Below are 25,787 nucleotides of genomic sequence, written 5' to 3' on the forward strand. Positions count from 1 at the left end.
GAACAAAGAACAAATCGAGGACCAGGAACTTTGAACTCGAATCTCGAAACGTTGAAATGCCTATGAGCCAGCAGAGAGCAACAATGCAACACAAGCCCGGCGCGTCGCCGCCGCAGCACTGGAAGCAGCCGCCGCGTCGATGCGCCTGCGGCGGCACGCCCGGCCCCGACGGCGAGTGCGCCGCATGCAAGGCCAGGCGTCTGGCCGCCGAGCGACAACAGCAGCAGCTCACGCCGCAGAGCGCGCCGCCGATCGTGCATGATGTGCTGCGCTCGCCGGGACAGCCGCTCGATGCCGACACACGGGCGCTGATGGAGCCGCGCTTCGGCCATAGCTTCGGCCAGATGCACGTCCATGCCGCCGCCGATCAGATCCAGACGAAGCTTACCGTGGGCGATCCCGACACGCCGCACGAGCACGAGGCGCAGCATGTCTCCAGCGAGGTGCTGCACCGACCGCCGACGAGCGCAATGCCCGGCGCTGGCTATGATTTCAGCCAGGTGCGCATCCACACCGATGCCCGCGCAGCGGCGGCGGCGCGCACGCTCCACGCGGCGGCCTTTACCCAGGGGCGTCATATCGTCTTTGGCGCGGGCCAGTACGCGCCCTCATCGCCGCAGGGCCAACGCCTGCTGGCCCATGAGCTAACCCATGTAGTTCAACAGCAGCGCCAGCCGTCGGCGACGATCCAGCGCGCGCTGACGATCGTCGATCCGGGCGCGACCGCACCGAATCAGCCGGTCGGCGGCACGCTGACAAACGCGCAGATGGCCGAAGGCTGGATCGATCAGCTCTGCCCGACCGGCAACTGGACCGTCGATGCCGCGTCGGGCGTGGTCAGCTCGCCCGACCGCGCGACGTTTTGCGCTCGGCGGCCCCGGCGCGGCCAGGCGCACTTCAGCCAGAACATGCCGACCTCCTGCCGCTGCCTCTGCCAGCTCACCGCTGCGGGATCGAAAGATATTCGGATTCATGTGGCCGATACGTTCACCGTCGGCGGCTCGACCATCGATGTGCGCGCGGCGGGCGAAGGCGTGACGCTCTATCCCAGCGGCGCGCGGACTGAGTACAACGTCGGCGTGAGCGGCAGAGAGTTTAGCGGCATCACCGGCGCGGGCGATACCGCACCGCTGGGCGGCGCGAATCCGACGCAAACGCTGCGCGATCCACCCTGGATCATTTTTGCCCACGAGGTCTGCGGCCATGCCCGGCAGCAAACGGCTCCGATGGGACAGACCCAGGTGCAGCACTCGCAAACGCCGGAGGGCGACCGGGGCGCGGTGGACATCGAGAACCGGGTGCGGCGCGAGCACTCGACGATCGCCGACAACCTGGGCATTCGACGCGGCTCCTTCCGCGATGCGGCTGGCAATTTCCATGACGGCTCGGTCTACCGCGTCAGCTCCGGCGAGACGCTCTCCGGCATCGCGCGGCGCTGCGGCATACCGATCGCGGACATGCTCAACCGGATCTTCCGAGCAAACGGCGACGCGATCACCGCCGCAACGCAGAATAGGCTGGCCGTCAACGAGCGGCTGCTGATCGAGGGAATCTTCTGGCATGAGGTCATCACTGGCGAGACGATGACCAGCATCGCGCAAATGTGGGTCATTCCACTCGCATCGCTGATCCGCGCCAATCCGCAAATCAGCGATCCCAACCTGATCTTGCCGGGCCAGCGGCTATTGATCCCGGCATCGTAACGGAGCTGGAGCCATGACTGAGGCCAAACAAACCGACGCGCTGCGCATCGAGATTGCCGCTCACCAGATGGGGCATCAGCACGGTCGGCAGTGGGCATTGAGTATTTTGTGGCGCTTTACCAGCGCGACCGATCAAACGACGTATCTGCTGCTCGACCAGCCGCTCGTGACCACCATCGCCGATCCGCTGGTCCTGGACCATACCGCGCATGATCCGGGGCTGCCGCTCGACGTGAATGCGATGCCCGACTTCGAGATCGTCGCCATCGCCGCGCACGATACGCTGGAGCGCCAGATGGCGTACTACCTGAACCTGCCCAATACGCTGCACTCGCTGCAACTGATCGGGCGGTTTGGGTACAGCACGATCGCGCCCGATCCGGGCTGGGAGCGGCACAAAAACTGGCAGCAGGTCGAGCGCTGGCAGCAGGTCGTCGAATCGAATACGGCGACGGTGATGTTACAGCCGTGAGCCGTCCACGCACGCAAAGGATCTGAATGCACGCCCGATTGTCAACCGAACTCAAGCGACGCAGCGCTCAAAGCGCGCTCCCGGCGGCGGGGCAGCGCCCGGTCGTCCGGCGGCAGCGTGCCGCTCCGGCGGCGTTCACGACGCTACCGGCGATCGTTGAGGCGGTATTGCACGGGCCGGGCCAACCGCTCGATCTGACAGCTCGCGCGCACATGGAGCCGCGCTTCGGCCACGATTTCAGCCAGGTGCGCGTGCATACCGGCGCTCTGGCTGCACAGTCGGCCCGGGCGCTCGACGCGCACGCCTACACGGTCGGGCAGCAGATCGTCTTTGGCGCGGGCGAGTACGCGCCGGGAGCGCCAGCGGGTGAGCAAACGCTGGCGCATGAGCTGACGCATGTGGTGCAGCAGAGCGCTTCGATGCCGCAGGCTACAGCCTCGATGCCCGACGAGCGCGCGGAGCATGAGGCGTATGGCAGCGCGGCGGCGCTACGCGCAGACAGGCCGCTCTCCGTGACCCAGCGCCTGCCGATGCAGATCCAGCGGCTGCCACGCGACCGCGATCCGATCCACGCGCCGATGATCGAGAGCTTCCGCGAGCAGACCGGCCTGCAAGAGTTCGACGAATTCGGGCGTCGGGTCGGGCCGAGCGATGCGCAGATCAAATACCGGCTCAGCCCTGCCGCTCAGCTTGGCTCGCTGTATGCCATGACGCCCTGGGAGCTTGCGCAGGTGCCTGAGGGACGGCTCAATCTCGCCGAGTCGACCGCGCGGGCAATGGGCGTGACGCCGGATGGTCCCAGCTTTGATGATTATCGGCGGGCCAGGCGCTTCGTGCGGGCGCTCCACAGCCAGTACGGCATTACCTTTGATGTCGAGCGCGAGCAGCGCATCCTGGGCCGCGTCCCGACCGCCGACGAGCTGACGATCCTTGATCGGCTGCTGGGGCAAATCCTGGGGGTCGGCAACGTCCGACAGTCGCTCGGACAGCCTGGAGCGCGGGGCGTGCCGACGGCTACAGGCAGCACCCGGCCAAGCTTGCAGGGTCGCGCCAGGATCTTGAACGATCTGGCCGAGTACTCGATCAAGCGCTTTCAACTGCAATGGCTGGTCGCTGGCGGCTACGGGCGGCCCACATCCGAGGTTGACCGCGATGTGCGCAGCCTGTGGACGGAGCAGGGTATCACCCCTCCGGCGACCGCCGTCATCACCGAGCAGGAGCGACGCGCCACGGCGCTGGTCGCGTTTCGCGCATTCGCTGGCCTGGAGCCGGGATTTTACTTCCCGCCTGACGACATGTTCTATCTCGCGCCTAGCTCCAACCTGCGCACGCCGGCAGTTCAGGCGGTGGCGCGTCACGAGGCGGTGCATCTGCTCGGCGGGCGCGAGCGAACGCGCCGGGCTTTCATCGAGCGCTTCGGCGCGGATCGCTACATCCAGTACTGGCGACCATTCGAGGAGGGCATCTCCGAGCTGATCGCGATCGAGGCGACACCAGCCAATCAGCAGGGCAGCCCTGGCGCTCCGGGCGTGCCCAACACCCAATCGGGATACGGCGCCTACGTCACGCTGATGCAGCGCATCATGAATATCATAGGCCGCGAGGCGCTCTTTCAGGCGTTCTTCACCGGCAACATCCCGAATCGGATCTTTGAGCTGTTGGTCACGCCGCCGTAGGAAAGAAGAAAGAACACAGGAACAAGGGAGCAGAAGAGAACCAAGAACCAAACAACAGAACAAAGAACAACCAGCTCCACCCGCCCCTCGCCTGTCGCAACGGGAGAGGGAGTGACGCGACAGCGCCGGGGGTGAGGGCCTGAACGCGAAACAGTGGTACGTCTATGAGCCAGCAGACAGCAGCGGTTCAACAAAAGCCCGCAGCGCCAGCACCGTCGCTTCCGACGGCGACGGGCATCTTGCAGCGCAAGTGCGCCTGCGGCGGCACGCCCGGCCCCGACGGCGAGTGCGCCGCATGTCGCAGGCGGCGTCTGGCAGCATCGGGACGCAGCCCGTCACAGCCCACGCCAGCGGAAGCGCCGTCGGCGGTGCATGATGTGCTGCGCTCGCCGGGGCAGCCGCTCGACGCCGACACGCGCAGCTTCATGGAGTCGCGCTTCGGCCACGATTTCGGCCATGTGCGCATCCACACCGACGCGCAGGCCAGCCAGTCGGCGGAGGACGTCAACGCGCTGGCCTACGCCGTGGGCCGCGATGTCGTCTTTCGCGCGGGACAGTACGCGCCGCAGACGGAGGCCGGGCGGCACCTGCTGGCCCACGAGCTGGCGCATGTCGTGCAGCAGCGCGGCGAGCAGGTGGGCGTGCAGCAAGCGCTGGAGATCGGCCAGACCGACGATCCCGGCGAGCACGAGGCCGATGCCGCCGCCGAGGCCGTGATGCGCGCCGACGACGAGCATAAGCGCCACGGCGGGCGACCGATCTCGGCGCTCCGTCCGGCGCGGCCCGCGATCCGCATGTTCACGCCCGCGCGGAAGATCGCGCCCAAGCTGATGCGGCAGGAGGCGGGCGCTGCCGCAAGCGCCCCCGCAGCCACGGCGGCAGCCGACGCCCCGGCTGCGCTCACGCAGAGCGCCGAGTCGCCCTGCCAGGAGCGCGGCGATCGTCACTGCTGCACCGATCGGATGCTCCAAGAGATCGGCCAGCTACGCACCGCCGCCTTCCCGATCGTCTCCAACGCGCTCACGCGCCTGGACCAGCCCGCCTCGGTGAGCGGGCCGCTCACCGAGTATTTCCATATCACGCCCGACGACAGCGCGCGCGTCCTGGCGATCCGCAGCCAGTTCGAGCAGATGCAGACGATCATGCGCGGCACCGGCGTCACGTTCTACTGCTACGACGCCTGCGATCCCGCCTGCCGCAACAACCGGCGCAGCGCATGGTCATCGACCAGCCAGTTGGAGCAACCCTCGATCATCGCGTTCTGCGGCGATTATACGGGCGCGGTTTCGGATAATCGCGCGTACCTGAACCAGGCCGAGAGCGAGGCGGCACCACCTGAATGCAGCGGGGCTGGCCTCAGCCAGCACGACGCGCTGGGCGCGCGCAACTGGCTTCGCACACTGATCCACGAGTACGCGCACGTCTCCAGCGCGGCGCGTCCGTCGCGGGGCGGCATGCTGGCCGCCTGCGAGCGCGGCAGCGTCAACTGCACATCGGAGTACTACCTCCACAACCCGGATCGCCCGCGCGAGGCCGCGCTCGCCGTCAGGAATCCCGATTCCTACGCCTATTTTGCCTGGGCCGTGCGCCGGGGAGGCAGCCCGGCGAGCGCAGGCGGAGCAGGCGGCCAGCGCGCGGGCGGCGGGATTTCGACCGGACTCGCGGTTGGGCTGGGCATCGGCGCGGCAGTGCTGATCGGCGGCATCATCGCGGCAGCCTACCTTCTATCGCGAAGGGAATCGGAGTGAGACGCTTGAGCAATCAGTTTGATGAAGGGATCATCGCATGACGACCTTCCCCGGCTCGCCACAAGTGCAAAAAGGCGCGATCATCGGCCTCGATCCGTTCAACCCGCTCGCCAGCGTGATCGTGTTCCAGTACAACCCCGATACGATGTCGCGCACGATCACCGCGCGCACGCCCGGCGGCAACGCCGATCGCGGCGAGGCGCTGCGCCTGACCGGCCCGCCCGAAGAAAAGATCTCGCTAGAGGTCGAGATCGACGCGACCGACCAACTGGAGCGCGCGCAGTTTCCCGCCACAGCGCTGGGGCTGTACCCGACGCTGGCCTCGCTTGAGATGCTGCTGTATCCCAAGTCCGCGCTGACGATCGCCAACGAGGTGCTCGCCGCCATCGGCATCATCGAGGTCATCCCCGCCGAAGCACCGCTGACGCTCTTCATCTGGGGACCGGCGCGAACACTGCCGGTGCGCCTGACGCAGTTCACGATCACCGAGGAGGCGTACGATCCCGATCTGAACCCGATCCGCGCCAAAGTTCGGCTCGACCTGCGCGTGCTGACCTATCAGGATCTTGGCCTGCTGAGCGTGGGCGGTGCGCTGTTCATGGCTCACCAGATCGCGAAAGAGGTCATGGCGACGATCGGCGGCGTCAGCACGATCGCGGGATCGGTTTCAGGCAGTGTGAGTATTGGATAAGAACCAAGAGCCAAGAGCCGAGAACCTGGAACCGAGAATCTGGAACTTGAGACTTGAAACTTGAAACTTGAAACTTGGAACCCGCAACAAGGAGCTTGACCGATGTTCGATCCGAGCAGCCGCTACTACAACCTTGAGACGGTGAAGCAAGAGGTCACGGGCGCGGACGGCAAGCCCCGCGTGATCGCCTACAAGCGCCGCCGCTTCATCCCGCCCGCCGACGGCCAGACGACGCTGGTCGAGCATACGGTGACGCAGGGCGAGCGGCTCGACAACATCACCGCGCGCTTCCTGGGCGATCCCTTGCAGTTCTGGCGGGTCTGCGACGCCAATATCACGCTCGATCCCGACGAGCTGACCGACGAAACCGGGCGGACGATCAAGATCACGCTGCCGCAATTCTGAGGCCGGAGCATCGTTCGCGGGAATGTATCGTTTCTCGTCCGTCTGTGCATCTGTTAGCGCTACCAAGAGGCCATCATGCTAGCCAGCCAACTTGGCATCCGCATCATCTTGCTCGTGGGCGGCACCGTGCCGCTGCCCGCATCCTACGCTGTCACCAGCGCGCTGACCCGCATCGAAGTGACCAACGATGCCGAGCAGGGCGACGGCTTCCAGATGACCTTTACGCTCAGCAAAGATCGCATCGTCGACTACGGCCTGCTGCTCGACGGCACCTTCAATCCCTTCAACCGCGTGATCATCGGCGTGCTGCTAGGCGTTACGCCTGAGGTGCTGATCGACGGGATCATCACCCACCAGCAGCTCCAGCCGAGCAACGAGCCGGGCATGTCCACCCTGACCGTCACCGGCAGAGACGTGAGCCTCATGCTCGACCTTGAGGAGAAGAACGAGAAATACGATAACCAGCCCGATTTCGTGATCGTCATGCGGCTGATCGCGCAGTACGCGCAGTATGGCCTGATCCCGCAGGCCACGCCCACCACCGACGTGCCGATCATGTTGCAGCGGATTCCGCGCCAGCAGGAAACCGATCTGCGATTCATTCAGCGCATGGCCGAGCGCAACGGCTTTGTGTTCTACATCGAGCCGCTGACCTTTGGCGTCAACACGGCCTACTGGGGGCCGGAGAATCGCCTGAGCCTGCCGCAGCCCGCGCTGACGATGAACATGGGACCGGCGACCAACGTCGAGTCGCTCAGCTTCTCCCAGGACGCGCTCGCGCCCGTCAGCACCGAGAGCAGCGTGGTCGAGCCGATCACCAAGATCAGCATCCCGATCCCATCGCTGCCGTCGCTGCGCATTCCGCCGCTGGTGCCTTCGCCGACTCCGGCCCGTCGCACCGTGCTGCTGCGCGAGACGGCCAACCAGAACCCGGCGCAGGCCGCGACCGCGTCGATCGCCGCCGCCACGCGCTCGCCCGACTCCGTGACCGGCCAGGGCGAGGTCGAAACCGTGCGCTACGGCAGCATCCTGCGGGCGCGCAAGCTCGTGGGCGTGCGCGGCGCTGGCTTTACCTACAACGGCAACTACTACGTGCGGCGCGTCACACATCAGATCCAGCGTGATCGCTACACGCAGAGCTTTACGATCAGCAGAGAGGGGACCGGCGCGCTGCTGCCGGTGGTACGGCCATGACAACCAACTTCTACGGCAAATATCGCGGCGTCGTCACCGACAACCAGGACCCGCTGATGATCGGGCGGATTCGGGCGCGCGTTCCCGACGTGATGGGCGATCTTGAGAGCGGCTGGGCCATGCCCTGTCTGCCCTTCGCCGGCAGCGGCATGGGCTTTTTCGCCCTGCCGAAGGTCGGCGCTGGCGTCTGGATCGAGTTCGAGCACGGCGATCCCGACTACCCGATCTGGTCCGGCTGCTGGTGGGGCTCCGTCGCGGAGGCGCCGCCGATCCTGCTCGCGCCGCCGTACAAAAAAGTCTTGCTCAAGACCGAGGGCGGCCACAGCATCATCCTCGACGACACGCCCGGCATCGGCGGGATTACGCTTGAGACGTCGAGCGGCCAGAAGATCGTGCTCTCCGCGCTGGGCGTCGAGATCACCACCGGCCAGGGCGGCACGATCAAGATGACCGGCCCGCAAGTCTCGATCAACAACGGCGCACTGGAGGTGATCTAATGCCTGGTTTTCTGCTGCATCTCGGCGCGACCGTGATCTGCTTCCACGGCGGACAGGCGATGCCGACGGCTCCCAATCCGCGCGTGCGCGTCGGCGGACAGCCGATCGTCACCCAGACCACGACCTACACTGTGGCGGGCTGCCCGTTCAACGTGAGCGGAGCGCCCAGCCCGTGCGTCACCGCCCAGTGGGTTGTGGGCGCGACACGTGTGCGGGCTGGCGGCGTGCCGGTGCTGTTGCAGGATAGCCAGGCGATCTGCGCGCCCAACGGCACGGGCGTGAATATTTTAGTAACCCAGGTGCGCGTGCGAGGTACGTGATGCAGATCGATTATCCGTTTCATATCGACCGGCGCGGCCATACCGCCGACACCACCCAGGACGAGCATATCCGCGATCTGATCGAGCAGGTCTTGTTCACCTCGCCCGGCGAGCGCGTCAATCGCCCGACCTTCGGCAGCGGCCTGCTGCAACTGGTCTTCGCGCCCAACAGCGACGTGCTGGCGACGGCGACCCAGGCCAGCGTGCAGGGCGCGCTCCAGCAGTGGCTCGGCGATCTGATCCAGGTCGAGGCCGTCCAGGTGACAAACGTCGACTCGACGCTTGAGGTGCTGGTGCAGTATATCGTGCGCCGCACCCAGCAGCGCCAGGTCGCGCAGTTCCAGCGAGCCGTGCCATGAGTACGCAATACCGCTGCAACAACCAGACCCGCCGCGATCTCGTGCGCGCGCCCCGCGCGCACGACGGCACGCCGCTCACGCCGACGATCAACGGCATCGACTTTCTGGAGGTCGGCCCCGATCAGAAAACGCTCACGGTTGTCTTGATCCACAACCTGCCGGGCACGCCCACCGACCCGGTGCCGCCCGCGCCCGCGCCCGCGCTGACGCCCAACAACGTGCAGATCGAGGGCGGCGTGCGGATCACCAACGTGCTGGTGACAGCCGTCAGCGCCGACGCCGACGTGCTGACCGTCACCGTCGACCAGCCGGGCGACTTCTCGACCTACACGCTGCGCCTGGTGCAGGGGCCGAACAACGCCGCGCCGCCCGGTGGCTTCGATCCGCAGCTTTCGGCGATTGAGTTCTCGTTCAAGGTCGATTGTCCGAGCGAGTTCGACTGTGCGCCCGACCAGGAGTGCCCGACCGAGCCGCCGCCGGAGCCGGAGATCGATTACCTGGCGAAGGACTACACCAGCTTCCGCCGCCTGATGCTCGACCGCATGAGCGTGCTGCTGCCCCAGTGGCAGGAGCGCAACGCCGCCGATATGCACGTCGCGCTGGTGGAGCTGCTGGCCTACGCGGGCGATCACCTGAGCTACTTTCAGGATGCCGTCGCGACCGAGGCCTACCTGGGCACCGCCCGCCGCCGCACCTCGATTCGCCGCCATGCCCGGCTGCTCGATTATGTCATGCACGATGGCTGCAACGCTCGCGCCTGGGTCTACTTCGAGGTCCACGCGGGCGGCGACGCCGACGGCGAGAATCTGGAGACGGGCCGCGTGCTGCTGACCCGTGGCGCGGACGATAACCCGATCGTCGCGCCGACCAAGCTCCAGGAGACGCTGGCCGAGCGTCCGCTGGTCTTTGAAACCAGAACCGCCGTGCGGCTGAGCGCCGCCCACAACGAGATCAACTTCTACACCTGGGACGATACCGGCTGCTGCCTGCCGCGCGGTGCCACGTGCGCGACGCTGCGCGACAAGCCGGAGACGCCGCTCCAGCTTCAGGTCGGCGACTTCCTGCTGTTCGAGGAGATCAAAAGCCCGACGACCGGAGCCGAGGCCGACGCCGATCCGAGTCATCGCCATGTGGTGCGGCTGACGCAGGTACAGCCCACCGCCGACATTCTGCACAACACCGCGATCGTCGAGATCGCGTGGAGCCAAGCCGACGCGCTGCCGTTTCCGCTGTGCATCTCCGCCGAGGTCAGCGACCGCAGCGGCAACCGGCTGATCCCGGATGTCAGCGTCGCGCGCGGCAACATCGCGCTGGCCGATCATGGCCGCACCATCACCGACGAAGCCCTGGTGCCGGATCGCGCGCCGCAGCAAACGCCCTACCGCCCGCGCCTGGCCCGCGGCGGTCTGACCTACGAGGGGCCGCTCGATCTTGGATCGGCGAGTGCCGCGCTACGCTGGGACGTGCGCAAAGCCCGTCCGCGCGTCCGGCTGCGCGGCGAGGATCGCCCGTGGCTGCCGCAGTTCGATCTGCTGGGCAGCGACAGCTTCCGCACCGAGTTCGTGGTCGAGATGGAGAGCGACGGCCTGGCGCATCTGCGCTTCGGCGATGGCGTGCTTGGCCGAGCGCCCGCGCCCGGCGCGAGCTTCACCGCGACCTACCGGATCGGCAACGGCACGGCGGGCAACGTCGGCAGCAGCGCGATCGGGCGAATCGTCAAGACCGGCAGCGGCATTGCCAGCGTCCGCAACCCGCTTCCGGCGGTCGGCGGCACCGATCCTGAGCTGCTTGAGCAGGTCCGGCTCTACGCGCCGCAGGCGTTCCGCACCCAGGAGCGCGCCGTCACCGAGGCCGACTACGCCGAGGTTGCGCGCCGCCACCCCGACGTGCAGCAGGCGGTCGCCAGGATTCGCTGGACCGGTAGCTGGTACACGGTCTTCGTCACGATCGACCGCAAGGGCGGCCAGCCGGTCGATCCCGCCTTCAAAGACGAGATTCGCGCCCACCTTGAGCGCTACCGCATCGCCGGGTACGACCTTGAGATCGCGTCGCCGCTCTTCGTGCCGCTCGACCTGCTGCTGTCGGTCTGCGTCAAGCCGGGCTACTTCCGCAGCAGCGTCAAAGAGGCGCTGCTGATCGCGCTCAGCAGCACGACAGCGCCCGGCGGCCAGCGCGGCTTCTTCCACCCCGACAACTTCACCTTCGGCCAGGCGGTCTACCTGAGCCAGATCTACGAGGCCGCGATGCGCGTCACGGGCGTTGCCTCGGTGGACGTGCTGCGCTTCCAGCGCTGGGGTAAGACGGCCAATCAGGAGATCGAAAACGGCGTGCTCGCGCTCGGCCCGATCGAGGTCGCGCGGCTCGACAACGATCCCAATTTTCCCGAAAACGGCAAGCTAGAGATTCAGACCGGGGGCGGCCTATGAGCACTCCACCACTCGATCCCTGCGGCTGCTGCGAAGGCGTTACCGCGCTGACGCCCGCCGCGCTGGACAATCGACCGGGGCTGTCCGCGCTGGCCTACCGGGTGGGCACACACGGCACCTTCAAGCAGACGATGCAGAGCGCGCTCGCGGGCCAGCAGGCGCTCGACAGGCTCACCGCCCGCGACGACGCCGATCCGTCGATCGCGCTGATCGATGCCTGCGCCACGATGCTGGACGTGCTCACGTTTTACCAGGAGCGCATCGCCAACGAGGGCTTTCTGCGCACCGCCACGGAGCGCCGCTCGATCCTTGAGCTGGCCCGCAAGGTCGGCTACGAGCTGAATCCGGGCGTTGCCGCCAGCACCTATCTCGCCTTCACGCTGGAGGACGCGCCCGGCTCGCCCGGCACCGCCACGATCGAGGTCGGCACCAAGGTGCAAAGCCTGCCCGGCCCCGGCGAGCTGCCGCAGACCTTCGAGACGATCGCGCCGCTCACGGCATACACCGCCTGGAACAAGATCCAGCCACGGCTGACGCAGCCGCAGCAGTTGACGATCGTCAAGGGCGTGCTGTACCTGATCGCGGGCGACAACAAGCAGATCCCGGCGCAGCGGCTCTACATCAGCGGCACGCAGACCAACCTCAAGGCGGGCGATCTGCTGCTGGTGACGGTCGGCAGCGACGCGCTGCCGGTCGCGATCAAAGCGGTCGAGGTCGAAACCGACCAGACGCGAACGCGGCTCGATCTGGATGTTCCAGCGCCGGTGAAAGCCGAGCCGCTGCCCGCCATATCGCCCACGCTGACCTACGATCCGCCCGTCAACACCGGGGGCACGCCCGACTTCAAGCCGCTGCCGCTGACCGAGGCCAATATCAAGACCAACGTGCTGCAACGGCGCTGGCGCGAGCGCGATCTTGCCACGTTCCTGGCCGCCAATCGTTGGAGCGCCGATGAGCTGCTGGATTATGTCAAGAATTTGACCGCAGTTACGGCCTCGAACGTGCTGGCCTTCCGCACGCGCGCGGGCTTCTTCGGCCACAACGCGCCGCTCTACGACAGCCTGCCCAAGCCAAGCCAGAAAACGAGCGGCATCGCCGCGCTGAGCCAGGCTGCCGAATCGTTAGCCAGCGTGATCGACAAGGGCATCGCCGACAAGGCGCAGGCGCAAAAAGATCCGGTGATCACGATCACGTTCATCGATCCCGACTGGGACTCCGGCAGCGGTCGCTCGATCTGGACCACCTCGAAGAGCGATAGCGACTACTACACCAAGAGCGACAAATTCGATGTGTATCTGGAGCGCAGCCTGCCTGATGTCGTGCGCAATAGCTGGGCGATCTTCGCCAGCACCAAGATCGGCCCGACACCTTACCGCATCGCCGAGGTAGCCGAGGTGTCGCTGGCCGACTACGGCATGAGCGGGCGGACCACCGGTCTGGCGCTGCGGAAGCCCAGCGGCGCGGTGCTTCTGAACACCACCACCGACAAGCCACAGGACTTTCGCGTGCGCAAGACCACGGCCTATGTGCAGAGCGAGACGCTGCCGCTAGAGCCGCTGCCGATCGAGGAGCCGGTCGGCAAAGGCGCGACCGCGCTGCTGCTCGACACGATGGTGCTGGGACTCAGCGCGGGCCAGACCGTGATCGTCAGCGGCGAGCAGGCCGACGCGCCCGGCGTGCTGCGCAGCGAGGTGCTGGTGCTCAAAGAGATTATCCACTACCAGGGCTACACCACGCTGATCTTCACCACCGGCCTTCAGTGGAGCTACCTGCGCGAGACGCTGACGATCAACGCGAACGTCGCGCTCAGCACGCACGGCGAGACAAAAAAAGAGGTGCTCGGCAGCGGCGATGCCGCGCAGCCGCTCCAGAAGTTCGTGCTCAAGCAATCGCCGCTGACCTACGTCTCGGCGGCGACGACCACCGGCTCCGCCAGCACGCTTGAGGTGCGCGTCAACGATATTGCCTGGGACGAGGTCGCCGCGCTGTATGGCCTCGCGCCCCGCGATCGAGCCTACATCACGCGCACCGACGACGCCGCCAAGACGACTGTGCAGTTCGGCGACGGCATCTCCGGCGCGCGGCTGCCAAGCGGCACCGAAAATATCACCGCGACCTACCGGGTGGGCACCGGGCTGGCGGGCATGGTCAAAGCCGGGCAGCTCAGCCTGCTGATGACTCGTCCGCTCGGCGTCAAAGGCGTGACCAATCCGCTGGCTCCCAGCGGCGCGGAAGATCCCGAAACCCGCGACAAGGCCAGAGAGAACGCGCCGCTGACGGTGCTGACGCTGGGCCGGATCGTCTCGCTGCAAGACTTCGAGGATTTTGCGCGGGCCTTCGCCGGCATCGGCAAAGCCCAGGCGACCTGGCTCTGGTCGGGTGAGCACCGGCTGATCTATCTGACCGTCGCGGCGGCAGATGGCGGCGCGGTCGCGTCGACGCTCTTCACCAATCTCAAGGACGCGATCGATCTGGCCCGCGATCCGATCCAGCAGGTGACGATCGCCTCGTACACGCCGATCGCCTTCAACCTTGAGGCTAAAGTGCTGATCGAGCGCGGCTACCTGGCCGACAAAGTGAAGGCCGCCGTCACCGACGCGCTTCAGCAGACCTTCTCGTTCGATCAGCGCGGCTTCGGCCAGGCGGTGACGAAAAGCGAAGTGCTGGCGACGATCCAGGCGGTCGAGGGCGTCGAGGCCGCCGACCTGGACAAGCTCTACCTCGTCGGGCAGGCGCAGAAGCTCAACGAGCGTCTACCGGCGCGCACGGCAACCTGGGACCCGACAGCGCTCCAGCCGACGCCCAAACCGGCTGAGCTGCTCACGCTGAGCCGCGACGGCGTGGCCCTGACGGAGATGAAACGATGACCGACGCTCCGATCGATAAGCTCTACCCGCTGCTGCCCGCGATCTATCGCATCCGCGACGCCGAGCAGGGCGAGCCGCTCAAAGCGCTGCTGACGGTGCTCGCCGAGCAGTTACAGGTGGTCGAGGACGACATCGCGCGGCTCTATGATAACTGGTTCGTCGAAACCTGCGACGAGTGGGTCGCGCCCTACATCGGCGATCTGCTGCGCGTGCGCGGCCTGCATCCGGTCAGCACCACCACCTTCAGCCAGCGCGCGCAGGTCGCCAACACGCTGCGCTACCGGCGGCGCAAAGGCACCGCGACGATGCTGGAGCAACTGGCGCGCGACACCACCGGCTGGAACGCGCGGGCGGTCGAGTTCTTCCAGCTGCTCGCCACCACGCAGCACGTCAATCATATCCGGCTCCAGAACGTGCGCACGCCCGATCTGCGCAACATCGATGCGCTTGAGCTGCTCGACACGCCCTTCGACACGATCGCGCACACCGCCGACGTGCGCCGCATCGCCCGTGGACGCGGCAGGCACAATATCCCGAACATCGGGCTGTTCCTGTGGCGGCTTCAGGCGTTTCCGCTGCTCAAGACCGATGCCGCCGCCGACGGGCCGGGCCGCTTCCGCTTCAGCTCGCTGGGCAACGATCTGCCGCTCTTCAACCAGCCGCAGACCGAGACGGACATCGGCAGCACCGCCGCCGAGATCAACGTGCCGGGCGTGCTGCGGCGCTATCCGCTCTACGCCGAGCTTGAGGCGCTGCGTCAGGCGCTCGTCGACGGCGATCCGCCGCGACTGGCCTACTTTGCCGATCCGCAAGTTCTGCAAATCTTCCTGCCGGGCCAGACCGATCCCGTGCCGCCGGAGGAGATTCTGATCTGCCATCTAGCCGACTGGCGCGAGCCGCCCGCGACCAAAGAGTACACTCGCCGCGACGGCACTACGGTTGCCCGCGCGATCACCGTGGCGGTCGATCCGCTGCTTGGCCGCATCGCGTTTCCTGCCGGTGTCGCGCCGGGCGGCGTGCGCGTGAGCTACGCCTACGGCTTTAGCGGCAACGTCGGCGGCGGCCCCTACGAGCGGCGCCGACCACCGCAGCAGCCGGGCGACTCTCAGCCCTTCCGCGTCGATCCGATCGCCGATCCCAGCGCCTTCGGCTCGCTGATCCGCGTGCCGTCGCCCGGCATTAACACGATCGGCGCGGCGCTGGCGATCTGGAATCCGGCGACGCCGCGCACGGTGATCCAGATCGACGATAGCCGCACCTACGCCGAGGATCTGACGATCGCGCTGACCGACACCGAGCTGATCATCCAGGCGGCCAACACGCAGCGCCCGACGCTGCTCGGCGACATCGCGCTCAGCGGCGGCGACAGGCAGGCCCGGCTGACGATCAACGGGCTGCTGATCGCGGGCCAGATCCGCGTGCAGGATAACCTGCCGGAGCTGAATCTGCTCCACTGCACGCTGGTGCCGGGCCGCCATCTCGACGAGACGGGGCAGCCTACCGAGCCTGGCAGGCCCAGCGTGGTCGTCGACGCCGCCAATGACCGGCTGCGGCTGACGATCGAGCGCAGCATCGTCGGGCCGCTGCGCCTGCCCGCGACGATGGATTGGGTGCGCGCCCAGGACAGCATCATCGACTCGCCCGCGCTGCGACCGCTGCCCACGCTGATCGGCGGCGGTCTTCCCGCAGCGCTCGCGCTGACCTCGGCCACGCCCACGCTCGACGTAACCATCGGCGACGAAGGCCCGCACCCCGTCACGCTCGCCGCCGCCCCGACCACGCCCGCGCAGGCCCGCGATCAGTTGCAGGCCGCGCTACAGGCCGCGCACGCCAGCCCGGCCTTTGCCAGCGCCCGCGTCGCGCTGGCCGCCAACCGTCTGATCGTGCTGCCGGGCACGCGCAGCCGCGTTACGATCGCCAACGCCGCCGCCGATCCGACCGCGACGGAGCTGCGCCTGACCGATGCCGCGCGCCAGGTGCAGGCCATGATCAGCAGGCCGCTCACGCCGTTTCCCACGCTGACCTCGGCCACGCCCACGCTCAACGTCACGATCGGCGACGAAGGGCCGCATCCCGCAGTTCTCGCGGCGGTCCCGACGACCGTGCCGCAGGCTCGCGATCACGTGCAGACCGCGATCCGGAACGCGCATTCCGGCGCGGCCTTTACCGGCACGTTCGTCGTCAGCGTCGACGATCGGCTGCTGGTGCTGCCCGGCGCTGACGACACGCCGATCATCTTCAGCGCCGCGCCCGCCGACCCGACCACCTTCGTGCAACTGGGCCTGGAAAGCGAGCTGGCCGCGCTGGCCGCCGACGATACCGGCGCGCAGCCGGGACCGCCCGCCACGCTGGAGCGCACGACGATCTTCGGCGCGGTCCATGTCCAATCGCTCACGCTCGCCTCGGAGGTGATCTTCGTCGATCCGGTGATCGCCGACCGCCGCCAGCTTGGCTGCGTGCGCTTCTCGTTCGTGCCCGACGGCTCGCGCGTGCCGCAACCCTACCGCTGCCAGCCGGATCTCGCCACCCGCCAGGCGATCGACGCGGCCCTGATCGACAACTCAGCGCTGACGCCCATCGAAAAACAGCAGATCGCCGCCACGATTCGGGTCTGGCTGCGGCCAAGCTTCACCGCGCGCCAGTACGGACAGCCAGCCTACGCGCAGCTTGGTCGGTTCTGCCCCGACGAGATTCGCACCGGCGCGGAGAACGAGGCCGAGATGGGCGTCTTCAATTTTTTGATGCAGCCGCAGCGCGAGGCCAACCTGCGCGCCAACCTCGACGAATACCTGCGCTTTGGTCTTGAGGCCGGAATCTTGTTTGTGACGTAGGGGCGTATGACATACGCCCCGCCAGATTCGATACGAAATACGTTCATCGCAATTCATTTCATAATGCAATTATTCAATCGTAGGAACACGAATATTCGGGGCGTAATGATGATCCTTTACAGAATAATCGGGATCGAATCGTAGGGACGACCCGACGGTCCGCCCCTACCGATATTTTCCCGATGAATGCACATCATCATCACGCCCTTACCTGATCAATACACGGTTCTCAAAAAACGCTACTGTCGATGATGACGATCGACACTTCTGGCGGGCGTCCAGAAGGCCCTCAGGCCGGGGTGTGGGGCTATCCCCCACAGCGTCATTATTCTTGACCTGGATCAGCGCATGATCCATCCGCACAGGTTCCTTGATCATGCACTAGGGAGGACTCATGAAAGGCGATTTCACGCGCTCCACCTTCAAATCTCAGAAGCACTACAGCAGCGTGCGCATGCAGCAGGGCCGCGTGCAGATAGATGCTGACTGGAACGAGCAGATCGAGATCCAGACCTATCTCGATCAGACCCAGGCCAGAGATGTGATCGGGCTGTGCGGCGTGCCGAAGATCGGCGGCGGCTTTGCGATCGGCGTGAACGAGGACGGCACCGACCTGACGATCTCTGAGGGCCGCATCTATGTCGACGGCATTCTGTGCGAGAACGACGGCCCGCAGCCCGTACTTTTCACACAGCAGCCCGATCTGCCCGGCACTACGCCGCCGGGCGATCCCGGCACCTATCTGGTCTATCTCGACGTGTGGCAGCGGCACATCACCGCGCTGGAGGACGAGACGATCCGCGAGGTGGCGCTGGGCGGCCCCGACACCGCGACGCGCACCCGGACCGTCTGGCAGGTCAAGCTGCTGCGCGTCGGCGACGCCAACGCCGACGTGACCTGTGAGACTGAGTTTGAGGAATGGACCAGCCTGATCGACGCCGAGCGCGGCAAGCTCAGCGCGCGCGCCCAGGTCAGCGAGCCAAGCGACAGCCCGTGCATCATCGAGCCGGGCGCTGGCTATCGCCGCCTGGAGAATCAGCTCTACCGCGTCGAGATCCACAACGATAGCGACTCAGGACAGCCTACCTTCAAATGGTCGCGCGACAACGGCTCGATCGTGCGCTTGTGGGCGGCCAAAAACGGCGACGACCTGACGATCAGCAGCGCGGGCCGCGATAGCTTCCTGGGCTTCGCTACCGGCCAGTGGGTTGAGCTGACCGACGACAATCGCGAGCTGCTGGGCGACCCCGGCACGCTGGTGCAGCTTGCCAACGCGATCGGCCAGACGCTGACGATCGATCCCGCTACCGCCAGCGGCACCGTCGACTTCACGGCGTTCGACGAGCATCCCAAGGTGCGGCGCTGGGACATGCCCGGCACCACCGGCCCGATCGAGGTGTCTGTGCCCGCTGGCAACGGCGGCTGGATCGCGCTGGAGGACGGCGTTGAGATCAAGTTCGATCTGTCGGGGCCGTTCCGCACCGGCGACTACTGGCTGATCCCGGCGCGCACCGCGACCGCCAACGTGGAGTGGCCGTTCGCCGATCCGCAGCCGCCGCACGGCGTGCGGCACCACTACTGCCGCCTGGCGCTGATCAACTTCGAGGGCGAGGCGCTCACAGCCGACAGCATTCAGGACTGTCGCATCGATTTTCCGTCGCTGACGACGATCTGCGCCGAGGATGTCTGCTTCGACAACACCAGCTGCGACCTGCAAGATGTCGTGACGGTTCAGGATGCGATCGATCGACTCTGCGCCGAGCGCGATCTGCGCCATCACAACAAGCACCTGCACGGCTGGGGCATCGTCTGCGGGCTGAACGTGACCTGCGGCCCCAACGACGACAACGGACGCCGCAACAACGTGACGATCCACACGGGCTACGCGATCGACTGTGAGGGCAACGACATCCTGGTAGAGCGCGACACGCGCTTCCAGGTGATGCGCGAGATTCGCCGCCTGATGGAGCAGAATCCCGATCTCAAGATCCTTGACGACAAAGGCAACGGCGAGGTCAGCCTGATTCTGGAGCGCGACGGCAGCTATCGCCTTGCACCATACGATCCCAAGGCGCGCAATGAGCTGCAAGCGCTGCTGGCCGGAACGCTGCTGCTGGATTTTTATAACGATTGCATCAAGCCCATTCAGGATTTTCTCGAAGAGCAGCTTCAGCCGCCGCCCAACGAAGAGAAGGAACCTGCCGGTCCGACCTACCAGCGGCTATCGGCGCTGACCAACCTGGTCGCGCAGCCGGTCAACCAGCAGACCGGTCAGCACATCTACCTCTCGCCGCGCGAGCATCGGCTGATCGAGGAGTTTTACATCGGGCTGCGCGATCTGCTGACGAGCGAGACGTTCTGCGCGATGTTCGCCAACGCGCGGCCCTTGCCCGACTATCCGCTGCGCGACCTGGGCATCAGCCAGCGGGCTATGGATACGATCTTCGGACGCAGCCAGCATGTCCGGCTGCGCATGCGTCCCGGCGGCGCGGAGGTCTATAGCGTCGGCCCCGGCTCCAATCCGCTCAAGCCCGACACCACGATCAACCGCTACGACGTGAACAAGAACGTGCTGATCGAGCGGATCAACCCGATCGCCGGAGCGCAGATCGACGACAACCAGAGCGACACCGGCACCGGCGCGGTTCAGGACGTGGCGTTCTCGCCCGACGGCAGGCTGATCTACATGATCGCGGCGACCAAGAGCGACGAGAATACCTTTTTCCGCGTCGGCGAGATCGGACGCACAGGCATCACCTGGCGACCAATGGTGACGATCTGCGATGTCAAGCTAGTAACGCTCGCCACCACGCCCGCCGATCGCACCAACGTCTATGCAATCGGCCTGCGCAAGCAGACGATCACCGATCCCAACGGCACGACGCGCACCCAGTTTCGCGGCGCTGGCCTGTACCAGATCAATCCCGACAACGTCAATCCCAACATGGAGCCGATGCCGGGCCAGGCGTTCAATACCTTCGGCCACCTTGAGATCAGCGCCAACGGTCGCGCCTTCGTCACGTTCCGCACGACCGATACGCAGCCGACCTCCTACAACGCGGTGCGGGCGATCCAACTGCCGGGCGGCACCACGATTCGCGAGTTTCCGCTTGAGCTGAGCGGCAGCGACGACATCGCGATCTTTACGGCGGCGGAGGAGGCCCGCACCGAGACGCTCTTTGTCGTGACGGGGCCGGACAGCAATAATCGCAAGCTGATCCAGGGCTTCAACATCGCCAATGGGCAGCAGCTCGGCGATGGCGTGCCGATGCCCAACACCACGATCCGGCTTGAGCCGTTCGCGCCGCAGCGGATGCTGCTGGTGACGCTGGAAAACAACTACTCGGTACGCATGATCAGCATGGACGCGCTGCGTGCGATCGACGGCTACCTCCTGCCGACCCAGGTCAGCCCGGTCGGGATCACCTCCACGTCGGGCATCCGCAACATCCGCGAGCAGCGCGTCTATGTGCTGAACCAGCTCAGCAATACGATCACCACCGTCGCGGGCGAGCTATTCAATCCCGAATTTCGCTTCCGGCTCGACGTGCTGGCCGCCTACCGCAAAGGCGTGCTCGAAGCCTTCGCCGATCTGCTGGGCGGCTTTCTGCAATATCTCAAGGATTGTCTGTGCGATCACTTCCTGGTCAAATGCCCGCAGTGCGACGAGGACGACATCATCTATCTGGCCGCGATCAGCATTCGCGAGGAGCAGGTCTACAAGGTCTGCAACTTCTCGCAGCGCAAATATGTCAAGAGCTTCCCGACGATGGGCTACTGGCTCTCGATGTTTCCGTTCATTTCGCTCTTCGACCGGCTGATCGAGCAGTTCTGCTGCCTGGTGCTGCCCGATCTCTTCGGTCGCTACACCGTGGACGAGTTCAACCAGGATCGCTCGTTCCAGGGCGCATCGCCGGTGCAGGGCTCGCAGTTCCGCCAGGTGCTTGGCCTGGTGCAGGGCCAGGATCTCGGCGCGCTGATCCGCAGCTTTACCAACAAATCCCGCACCGCAGCCCAACTGACGAGCGAGTCCACGAGCCAGCCAGCGTTTACGCCGCCCCTGACGCGCCGCGCCTCGGTCGTCGAGGGCATCAGCCTGGTCAACACATCGGTCGACAACGCCGAGACGCAGCTCAAAGAGGCCGGTGTCGAGGTGCGGCGCGCGGCCTACGATCCGAGCGACACGCCCAACATCGTCTCGACGCTGCCCGGCTTCTTCCGTCAGATCCGGCCCGGCTCTGCCGTGACGCTCTACGAGGAAAACGGCCAGGTGCGCTACTACTCGGTCGCCAGCGCCGATCCGTCGAGCGAGCTGCGCGCCCAGGTGACATCGCTGTCGGAGCGGCTCAGAGCGCGCGATACCGAGCTGCAAACATTGCAGAGCCGCATCGAGGAGCAGAAGACCACGCTCGATGAGGTCGTGCCGCTCACCACCAAGCTGGCGGATACCGAGCGGCGGCTGACGGAGCGCAACGAGGAGATCGCCGGGCTGCGCAGGCAGATGCAGGAGCTTGAGAGCAGACAGACCGAGATCGCGGGCGAGCGCGGCGCGCGGGCCAAGCTGGCCGAGGTCGAGGCCGAGCTGAAGGAGCTGCGCGAGTTCCGCGAGGAGGTGCGCAAGTTTATGCGCCGACCGCCGCAGTAAACGCATCAGCAGATCGCCGCAAGCGCGCTCCATCGCCCGTGCGGTGGAGCGTGGTCTGCCCGGCGAGTTAATCTTGAGGCTGACGCAGCAGGCGCGCCTGCCTGCAAAAGAGCAGCGTATCCACCGAGAAGCGCCCAGGCAAACGGTTGTTGAAGCTTTGGCAAACCATGCAGGATGAACGCGCTGCCCACGATCAGGCGAGGAGCAAAAGTCCGATCGCCCCCGGCGATCGACGTAGGTGGAGAAGCGATTCAAGCCAAAACCTCTGGTACGCAGACCACAAAGCTATGCCAACGGTAGCGCTCTCCTGAGGCGAATCTCTGGAGTCCGGAGGTCTTGTGTGGAGGTCGCGCGGCGAGTCGCTGCGACGTGGCGCAGGTTGCGGTAACGCTATACAATGCGATCATCATGACTACTATGAAACAAAGGAGCATTGTATGCTGATTAGCCCGGAGTTGAACGCCGCCCTGAACGAGCAGATCGGCAACGAGTTTGGAGCGTCGTTACAGTACGTCGCCATCGCGGCCTACTTCGACAGCGACAACCTGCCGATCTTCGCCCGGCACTTCTACACCCAGGCGACCGAAGAGCGCGATCATGCGATGCGCTTCGTCAAGTTCGTCGTCGATTCGGGCGGACGCCTTGAGATTCCACCGATCCCCGCGCCGCAGTGCAACTTCGCGTCCGCCGAAGAGGCGGTGCGGCTATCGCTCAACTGGGAGATGAAAGTCACCGAGCAGATCAACGGGCTGGTCGATCTGGCGATCAACCAGAAAAACCATATCATGAAGCATTTTCTGGAATGGTTCGTCAACGAGCAGCTCGAAGAGGTGTCGAGCATGGAGACACTGCTGGGCATGGTGCGGCGCGCAGGCGATTCGGGCCTGCTGCTCGTCGAGAGCTTCCTGGCAAGCGGCGGCCTGAGCCAGGGACAGCCAGGCGCAGCCAGCGCCGACTAACGATCCCATCGACGCGGCACGTTTTGCGCGGCGAGACGTGCCGCCAGCGTTAATCCCCGGTCGCAGAGCGCGTTCGGCACGGCTAGGTGGACGACTGAGGCATGATCTGCCGGATCGCCGCCAGCAGCACATCCATCGGCCCCTGCTTCTGGATAAACGCCGACGCGCCTGCGGCCTCTGCGCGGGCACGAGTGATCGCGTCGTCGTACAGGCTGAGGATGACCACGCTGCTGTACGGCACTGCCGCCCGCAGCGCCTCCGTAGTGACAATCCCGTCCATGTGCGGCATTTTCACATCCATCACGATCACGTCAGGATGCAGCGTCCGCGCGAGCGTGATCGCAGCTTCTCCGTCGCCCGCCTCGCCGACAACCGCGACATCCGGCTCGAGCGCCAGGCGCATGCGCAAGCCCATGCGCACCGATGGTTGATCATCTACCAGCAGCAGCTTAATCATGGAGCAGCTCCAGATCCACCATCACGGCAGAGACGCTATCGCCCGCTTTCCGCTCCGGTAAAGCCTCATAGATATGCTACAATACTCATATTCAGCGAGTGTATCGCCCAATCGGAATCATCTGCGCCCAGCCGATGATGCACGCGCGCTCAGACCTTCGACAGAGACAAATCTCCATCCAAAGACGGAGCCTGTATGACCATTCGGATTGTGATCGCCGACGACCACAGTGTGGTCCGGCAAGGGCTGCGTATGTTTTTAGGCCTCGACCCGGAGCTAGATGTGGTGGGCGAGGCGGCCAACGGTGCCGAGGCCGTGGATCTGGCGCGGCAGCTTCAGCCCGATGTGGTGCTGATGGATCTGCTGATGCCGGTTATGGACGGCATTACCGCTACGGGCATGATCCGCCGTGAGCTGCCCGATACCGAGGTGCTGGCGCTGACCAGCGTGCTGGAAGACGACAAGGTGATCGGCGCGATCCGTGCCGGAGCGATCGGCTACCTGCTCAAAGATACCGAAGCCAACGAGCTGCGCGACGCGATCAAGGCGGCGGCGGCGGGCCAGGTTCAGCTCTCGCCCAAGGCTGCCGCACGGCTGATGCGCGAGGTCAACGCTCCCGACAGTCCCGAAGTGCTGACCGAGCGCGAAACCGAGGTGCTGCGCCTGATGGCGGTCGGACAGGCCAACAAAGAGATCGCGCGCACGCTGCACATCGGCGAGAAGACCGTTAAAACGCATGTCAGCAATATCCTGGGCAAGCTCGGCGTGCAAAGCCGCACCCAGGCCGCGCTCTACGCCGTGCGGATCGGGCTTGTCTCCGTCGATCAAACGGGCTAGTTTCGCGTTCAGGCTATCACCCCGGGCCGGGGTGCCATGCCCGGAGGGCACCCGCATTGTCTGACGGCATATTGGTTCTTGGTACGTTGTTCTGGGCTTGTTCCTGTGTTCGCTTGTTCCTTTTGCTGGGTTCCTGATCCTCCATGAATAGTAAAACACAATCGTCCCGCGCTACCGCCCGCCCCACGCTCCTCGACAGCACCGCGGCGCGGCTTGGCGCTGCGCTGGGGCTGGTTGGCATCGGCGGCGCGCTGCTGCTGGTTTCTGCCGTCGGCGACAGCGGGCAGAGCGGCATGCTGCCTGGCATCGGCCTGATCTTCGCCCTGCTGGCGGCGCTGCTCCTGTCGCTCTGGATCAACGATAGAAACAATCGTCGGCTGATCGAGCTGTTCGAGCGCATCAGCCGCGATCCCGATGCCGCGCTGGATCTGCCGCTTGAGCAGCACGCGACGACCGACGAGTGCCGCCGCATGATCGACAGCTACGCTCGGCTGATGGCCCACATGCAGGCCAGCCAGCAGCGGCTGCGCGACTCGGAGACGCGCTTTCGCACCATGTTCGAGCAATCGCCGTACGCGCTTCAGCTCTTCACGCCCGACGGCGAGCATCTCCACGCCAACCGCGCCTTTCTGGAACTGTGGGGCTTTGCCCTGGTGGAGCAGATCAACGGCTTCAACATCCTGCGCGACCAGCAGCTCGCCGCCGCCGGTCTGCTGCCCTACATCCAGCGCGGCTTTGCCGGCGAGACGACGACCGTGCCCGCGATGCGCTACGATCCGGCGCAGGTGCCCAGCATCCGCGACGGACGCCCGCGCTGGGTGCAGAGCGTGGTCTATCCGATCAAAGACGCGGCGGGCACGACTCGCGAGGTGGCGGTCGTCTTCGAGGACATTACCGAGCGCGTTCAGGCCTACGAGACGCTTGAGCAGGGCGTTGCAGAGCGCACGCACGAGCTATCCACGCTGCTTGAGGTATCGCATAACGTCGCCTCGACGCTGGAGCTCAAGCCGCTGCTGGGCCTGATCCTCGACCAGCTCCAGAAGGTAGTCGACTATACCGCCGCGACGATCTATATCGTCGAAAACGATCGGCTGGTGGTGCAGGACTATCGTCGGCCAATCGCGGAGAATACGGTGGTGCCCTTTAGCTACCCGCTGGACCGAATCGGCATGCTCTGGGAAGCGCTCCGCGCCGGAGAGCCCGTGATCATCGCCGACACGCGCGCCGATACGCCGCTGGCACGCTTCTATCAGAGCATCATGGGCCAGCAGCTCTACGCCGAGCTGAGCTACATTCGCTCGTGGATGGGCGTGCCGCTGCTGCTCAAAGAGCGCGTGATCGGCGTGCTGGTGGTGTCGCATAATGTGCCCGATCATTTCACGCCACGGCATGGGCGTCTGGCACTGGCAATCGCCAACCAGGCGGCGGTCGCGATCGAGAATGCCAAGCTCTTCGAGCAGGCGCAGGGGCTAGCCGCGCTGATGGAGCGGCAGCGCCTTGCCCGCGAGCTGCACGACTCGGTTTCGCAGGCGCTCTACGGCATCGCGCTGGGCGCGCGCACCGCCCGCACGCTGCTCGACCGCGATCCGAGTCGGCTGGCCGAGCCGCTGGATTATGTCCTGTCGCTGGCCGAGGCTGGCCTGACCGAGATGCGCGCGCTGATCTTCGAGCTACGGCCCGAATCGCTGGAGCTGGAGGGC

General features: G+C 65.8%; 18 protein-coding genes. 17 read left to right on the forward strand and 1 reads right to left on the reverse strand.

Translation table 11 applies throughout. The features are described 5' to 3' along the window. Positions 1 to 83 precede the first annotated feature (83 nt). The 15 genes from VFZ66_04070 to VFZ66_04140 all read left to right on the forward strand — a co-directional run bounded on the left by VFZ66_04070 (position 84) and on the right by VFZ66_04140 (position 22,793). A complete protein-coding gene (locus VFZ66_04070; GenBank protein ID HEX6288339.1) occupies positions 84 to 1,703 on the forward strand; it encodes a DUF4157 domain-containing protein in 1,620 nt (539 codons plus the stop codon). A gap of 13 nt (positions 1,704 to 1,716) precedes the next feature. Beyond that, complete coding sequence (locus VFZ66_04075; protein HEX6288340.1) at positions 1,717 to 2,175, forward strand: hypothetical protein; 459 nt, start codon at positions 1,717 to 1,719, stop codon at positions 2,173 to 2,175. A 26-nt stretch (positions 2,176 to 2,201) separates the two neighbouring features. Continuing rightward, positions 2,202 to 3,851 (forward strand): DUF4157 domain-containing protein, encoded by a 1,650-nt coding sequence (locus VFZ66_04080; GenBank protein ID HEX6288341.1) that lies wholly within the window; start codon positions 2,202 to 2,204, stop codon positions 3,849 to 3,851. A 164-nt stretch (positions 3,852 to 4,015) separates the two neighbouring features. Then, positions 4,016 to 5,599 carry a DUF4157 domain-containing protein gene (locus VFZ66_04085; GenBank protein HEX6288342.1) on the forward strand — a complete coding sequence of 528 codons (1,584 nt, stop codon included), beginning with the start codon at positions 4,016 to 4,018 and terminating at the stop codon, positions 5,597 to 5,599. Between the two features lie 37 nt (positions 5,600 to 5,636). Further along, positions 5,637 to 6,290 carry a hypothetical protein gene (locus VFZ66_04090; protein HEX6288343.1) on the forward strand — a complete coding sequence of 218 codons (654 nt, stop codon included), beginning with the start codon at positions 5,637 to 5,639 and terminating at the stop codon, positions 6,288 to 6,290. A gap of 102 nt (positions 6,291 to 6,392) precedes the next feature. After that, complete coding sequence (locus VFZ66_04095) at positions 6,393 to 6,695, forward strand: hypothetical protein (GenBank protein ID HEX6288344.1); 303 nt, start codon at positions 6,393 to 6,395, stop codon at positions 6,693 to 6,695. 75 nt (positions 6,696 to 6,770) lie between these two features. Continuing rightward, positions 6,771 to 7,889, forward strand: a complete 1,119-nt coding sequence (locus VFZ66_04100) for a hypothetical protein (protein HEX6288345.1) — start codon at positions 6,771 to 6,773, stop codon at positions 7,887 to 7,889. Further along, the gene (locus VFZ66_04105) at positions 7,886 to 8,386 is read left to right on the forward strand and encodes a phage baseplate assembly protein V (GenBank protein ID HEX6288346.1); all 501 of its coding nucleotides are present in this window, start codon (positions 7,886 to 7,888) and stop codon (positions 8,384 to 8,386) included. The genes VFZ66_04100 and VFZ66_04105 overlap by 4 nt, the downstream gene beginning before the upstream one ends. Continuing rightward, the gene (locus tag VFZ66_04110) at positions 8,386 to 8,706 is read left to right on the forward strand and encodes a hypothetical protein (protein ID HEX6288347.1); all 321 of its coding nucleotides are present in this window, start codon (positions 8,386 to 8,388) and stop codon (positions 8,704 to 8,706) included. Before VFZ66_04105 ends, VFZ66_04110 begins: the two co-directional genes overlap by 1 nt. Next, on the forward strand, positions 8,706 to 9,065 hold the full coding sequence (locus VFZ66_04115; GenBank protein ID HEX6288348.1) for a GPW/gp25 family protein: 360 nt from the start codon (positions 8,706 to 8,708) through the stop codon (positions 9,063 to 9,065). The genes VFZ66_04110 and VFZ66_04115 overlap by 1 nt, the downstream gene beginning before the upstream one ends. Then, a complete protein-coding gene (locus tag VFZ66_04120; protein HEX6288349.1) occupies positions 9,062 to 11,491 on the forward strand; it encodes a putative baseplate assembly protein in 2,430 nt (809 codons plus the stop codon). Before VFZ66_04115 ends, VFZ66_04120 begins: the two co-directional genes overlap by 4 nt. Beyond that, the gene (locus tag VFZ66_04125; GenBank protein ID HEX6288350.1) at positions 11,488 to 14,358 is read left to right on the forward strand and encodes a putative baseplate assembly protein; all 2,871 of its coding nucleotides are present in this window, start codon (positions 11,488 to 11,490) and stop codon (positions 14,356 to 14,358) included. Before VFZ66_04120 ends, VFZ66_04125 begins: the two co-directional genes overlap by 4 nt. Beyond that, complete coding sequence (locus tag VFZ66_04130) at positions 14,355 to 17,189, forward strand: hypothetical protein (protein ID HEX6288351.1); 2,835 nt, start codon at positions 14,355 to 14,357, stop codon at positions 17,187 to 17,189. Before VFZ66_04125 ends, VFZ66_04130 begins: the two co-directional genes overlap by 4 nt. Before the next feature lie 394 nt (positions 17,190 to 17,583). After that, positions 17,584 to 21,834: a DUF6519 domain-containing protein gene (locus tag VFZ66_04135; GenBank protein HEX6288352.1), complete on the forward strand. Its 4,251-nt coding sequence runs from the start codon at positions 17,584 to 17,586 to the stop codon at positions 21,832 to 21,834. 437 nt (positions 21,835 to 22,271) lie between these two features. Next, positions 22,272 to 22,793: a ferritin gene (locus VFZ66_04140; protein ID HEX6288353.1), complete on the forward strand. Its 522-nt coding sequence runs from the start codon at positions 22,272 to 22,274 to the stop codon at positions 22,791 to 22,793. 82 nt (positions 22,794 to 22,875) lie between these two features. Here VFZ66_04140 and VFZ66_04145 read toward each other — a convergent pair whose 3' ends face one another. Beyond that, a complete protein-coding gene (locus VFZ66_04145; GenBank protein ID HEX6288354.1) occupies positions 22,876 to 23,250 on the reverse strand; it encodes a response regulator transcription factor in 375 nt (124 codons plus the stop codon). Positions 23,251 to 23,445: 195 nt separating this feature from the next. Here VFZ66_04145 and VFZ66_04150 point away from each other — a divergent pair, with 195 nt between their 5' ends. Together VFZ66_04150 and VFZ66_04155 are read left to right on the forward strand one after the other, a co-directional pair. Further along, entirely contained in the window at positions 23,446 to 24,087 is a 642-nt protein-coding gene (locus VFZ66_04150; GenBank protein HEX6288355.1) for a response regulator transcription factor, read from the forward strand. Between the two features lie 143 nt (positions 24,088 to 24,230). Further along, on the forward strand, positions 24,231 to 25,787 hold a 1,557-nt coding region (locus tag VFZ66_04155), incomplete at its 3' end, for a histidine kinase (protein ID HEX6288356.1).

It is taken from the genome of Herpetosiphonaceae bacterium (assembly GCA_036374795.1).
Lineage (GTDB): Bacteria > Chloroflexota > Chloroflexia > Chloroflexales > Kallotenuaceae > LB3-1.

Excerpts from the sequence above, each read along its gene's own strand:
- VFZ66_04080 (HEX6288341.1), top strand. The coding sequence starts at position 2,202 with ATGCACGCCCGATTGTCAACCGAACTCAAGCGACGCAGCGCTCAAAGC.
- VFZ66_04095 (HEX6288344.1), top strand. The coding sequence starts at position 6,393 with ATGTTCGATCCGAGCAGCCGCTACTACAACCTTGAGACGGTGAAGCAA.
- VFZ66_04105 (HEX6288346.1), top strand. The coding sequence starts at position 7,886 with ATGACAACCAACTTCTACGGCAAATATCGCGGCGTCGTCACCGACAAC.
- VFZ66_04150 (HEX6288355.1), top strand. The coding sequence starts at position 23,446 with ATGACCATTCGGATTGTGATCGCCGACGACCACAGTGTGGTCCGGCAA.
- VFZ66_04125 (HEX6288350.1), top strand. The coding sequence starts at position 11,488 with ATGAGCACTCCACCACTCGATCCCTGCGGCTGCTGCGAAGGCGTTACC.
- VFZ66_04140 (HEX6288353.1), top strand. The coding sequence starts at position 22,272 with ATGCTGATTAGCCCGGAGTTGAACGCCGCCCTGAACGAGCAGATCGGC.
- VFZ66_04075 (HEX6288340.1), top strand. The coding sequence starts at position 1,717 with ATGACTGAGGCCAAACAAACCGACGCGCTGCGCATCGAGATTGCCGCT.
- VFZ66_04085 (HEX6288342.1), top strand. The coding sequence starts at position 4,016 with ATGAGCCAGCAGACAGCAGCGGTTCAACAAAAGCCCGCAGCGCCAGCA.
- VFZ66_04135 (HEX6288352.1), top strand. The coding sequence starts at position 17,584 with ATGAAAGGCGATTTCACGCGCTCCACCTTCAAATCTCAGAAGCACTAC.
- VFZ66_04120 (HEX6288349.1), top strand. The coding sequence starts at position 9,062 with ATGAGTACGCAATACCGCTGCAACAACCAGACCCGCCGCGATCTCGTG.
- VFZ66_04130 (HEX6288351.1), top strand. The coding sequence starts at position 14,355 with ATGACCGACGCTCCGATCGATAAGCTCTACCCGCTGCTGCCCGCGATC.
- VFZ66_04070 (HEX6288339.1), top strand. The coding sequence starts at position 84 with ATGCAACACAAGCCCGGCGCGTCGCCGCCGCAGCACTGGAAGCAGCCG.
- VFZ66_04110 (HEX6288347.1), top strand. The coding sequence starts at position 8,386 with ATGCCTGGTTTTCTGCTGCATCTCGGCGCGACCGTGATCTGCTTCCAC.
- VFZ66_04100 (HEX6288345.1), top strand. The coding sequence starts at position 6,771 with ATGCTAGCCAGCCAACTTGGCATCCGCATCATCTTGCTCGTGGGCGGC.
- VFZ66_04145 (HEX6288354.1), bottom strand. The coding sequence starts at position 23,250 with ATGATTAAGCTGCTGCTGGTAGATGATCAACCATCGGTGCGCATGGGC.
- VFZ66_04115 (HEX6288348.1), top strand. The coding sequence starts at position 8,706 with ATGCAGATCGATTATCCGTTTCATATCGACCGGCGCGGCCATACCGCC.
- VFZ66_04090 (HEX6288343.1), top strand. The coding sequence starts at position 5,637 with ATGACGACCTTCCCCGGCTCGCCACAAGTGCAAAAAGGCGCGATCATC.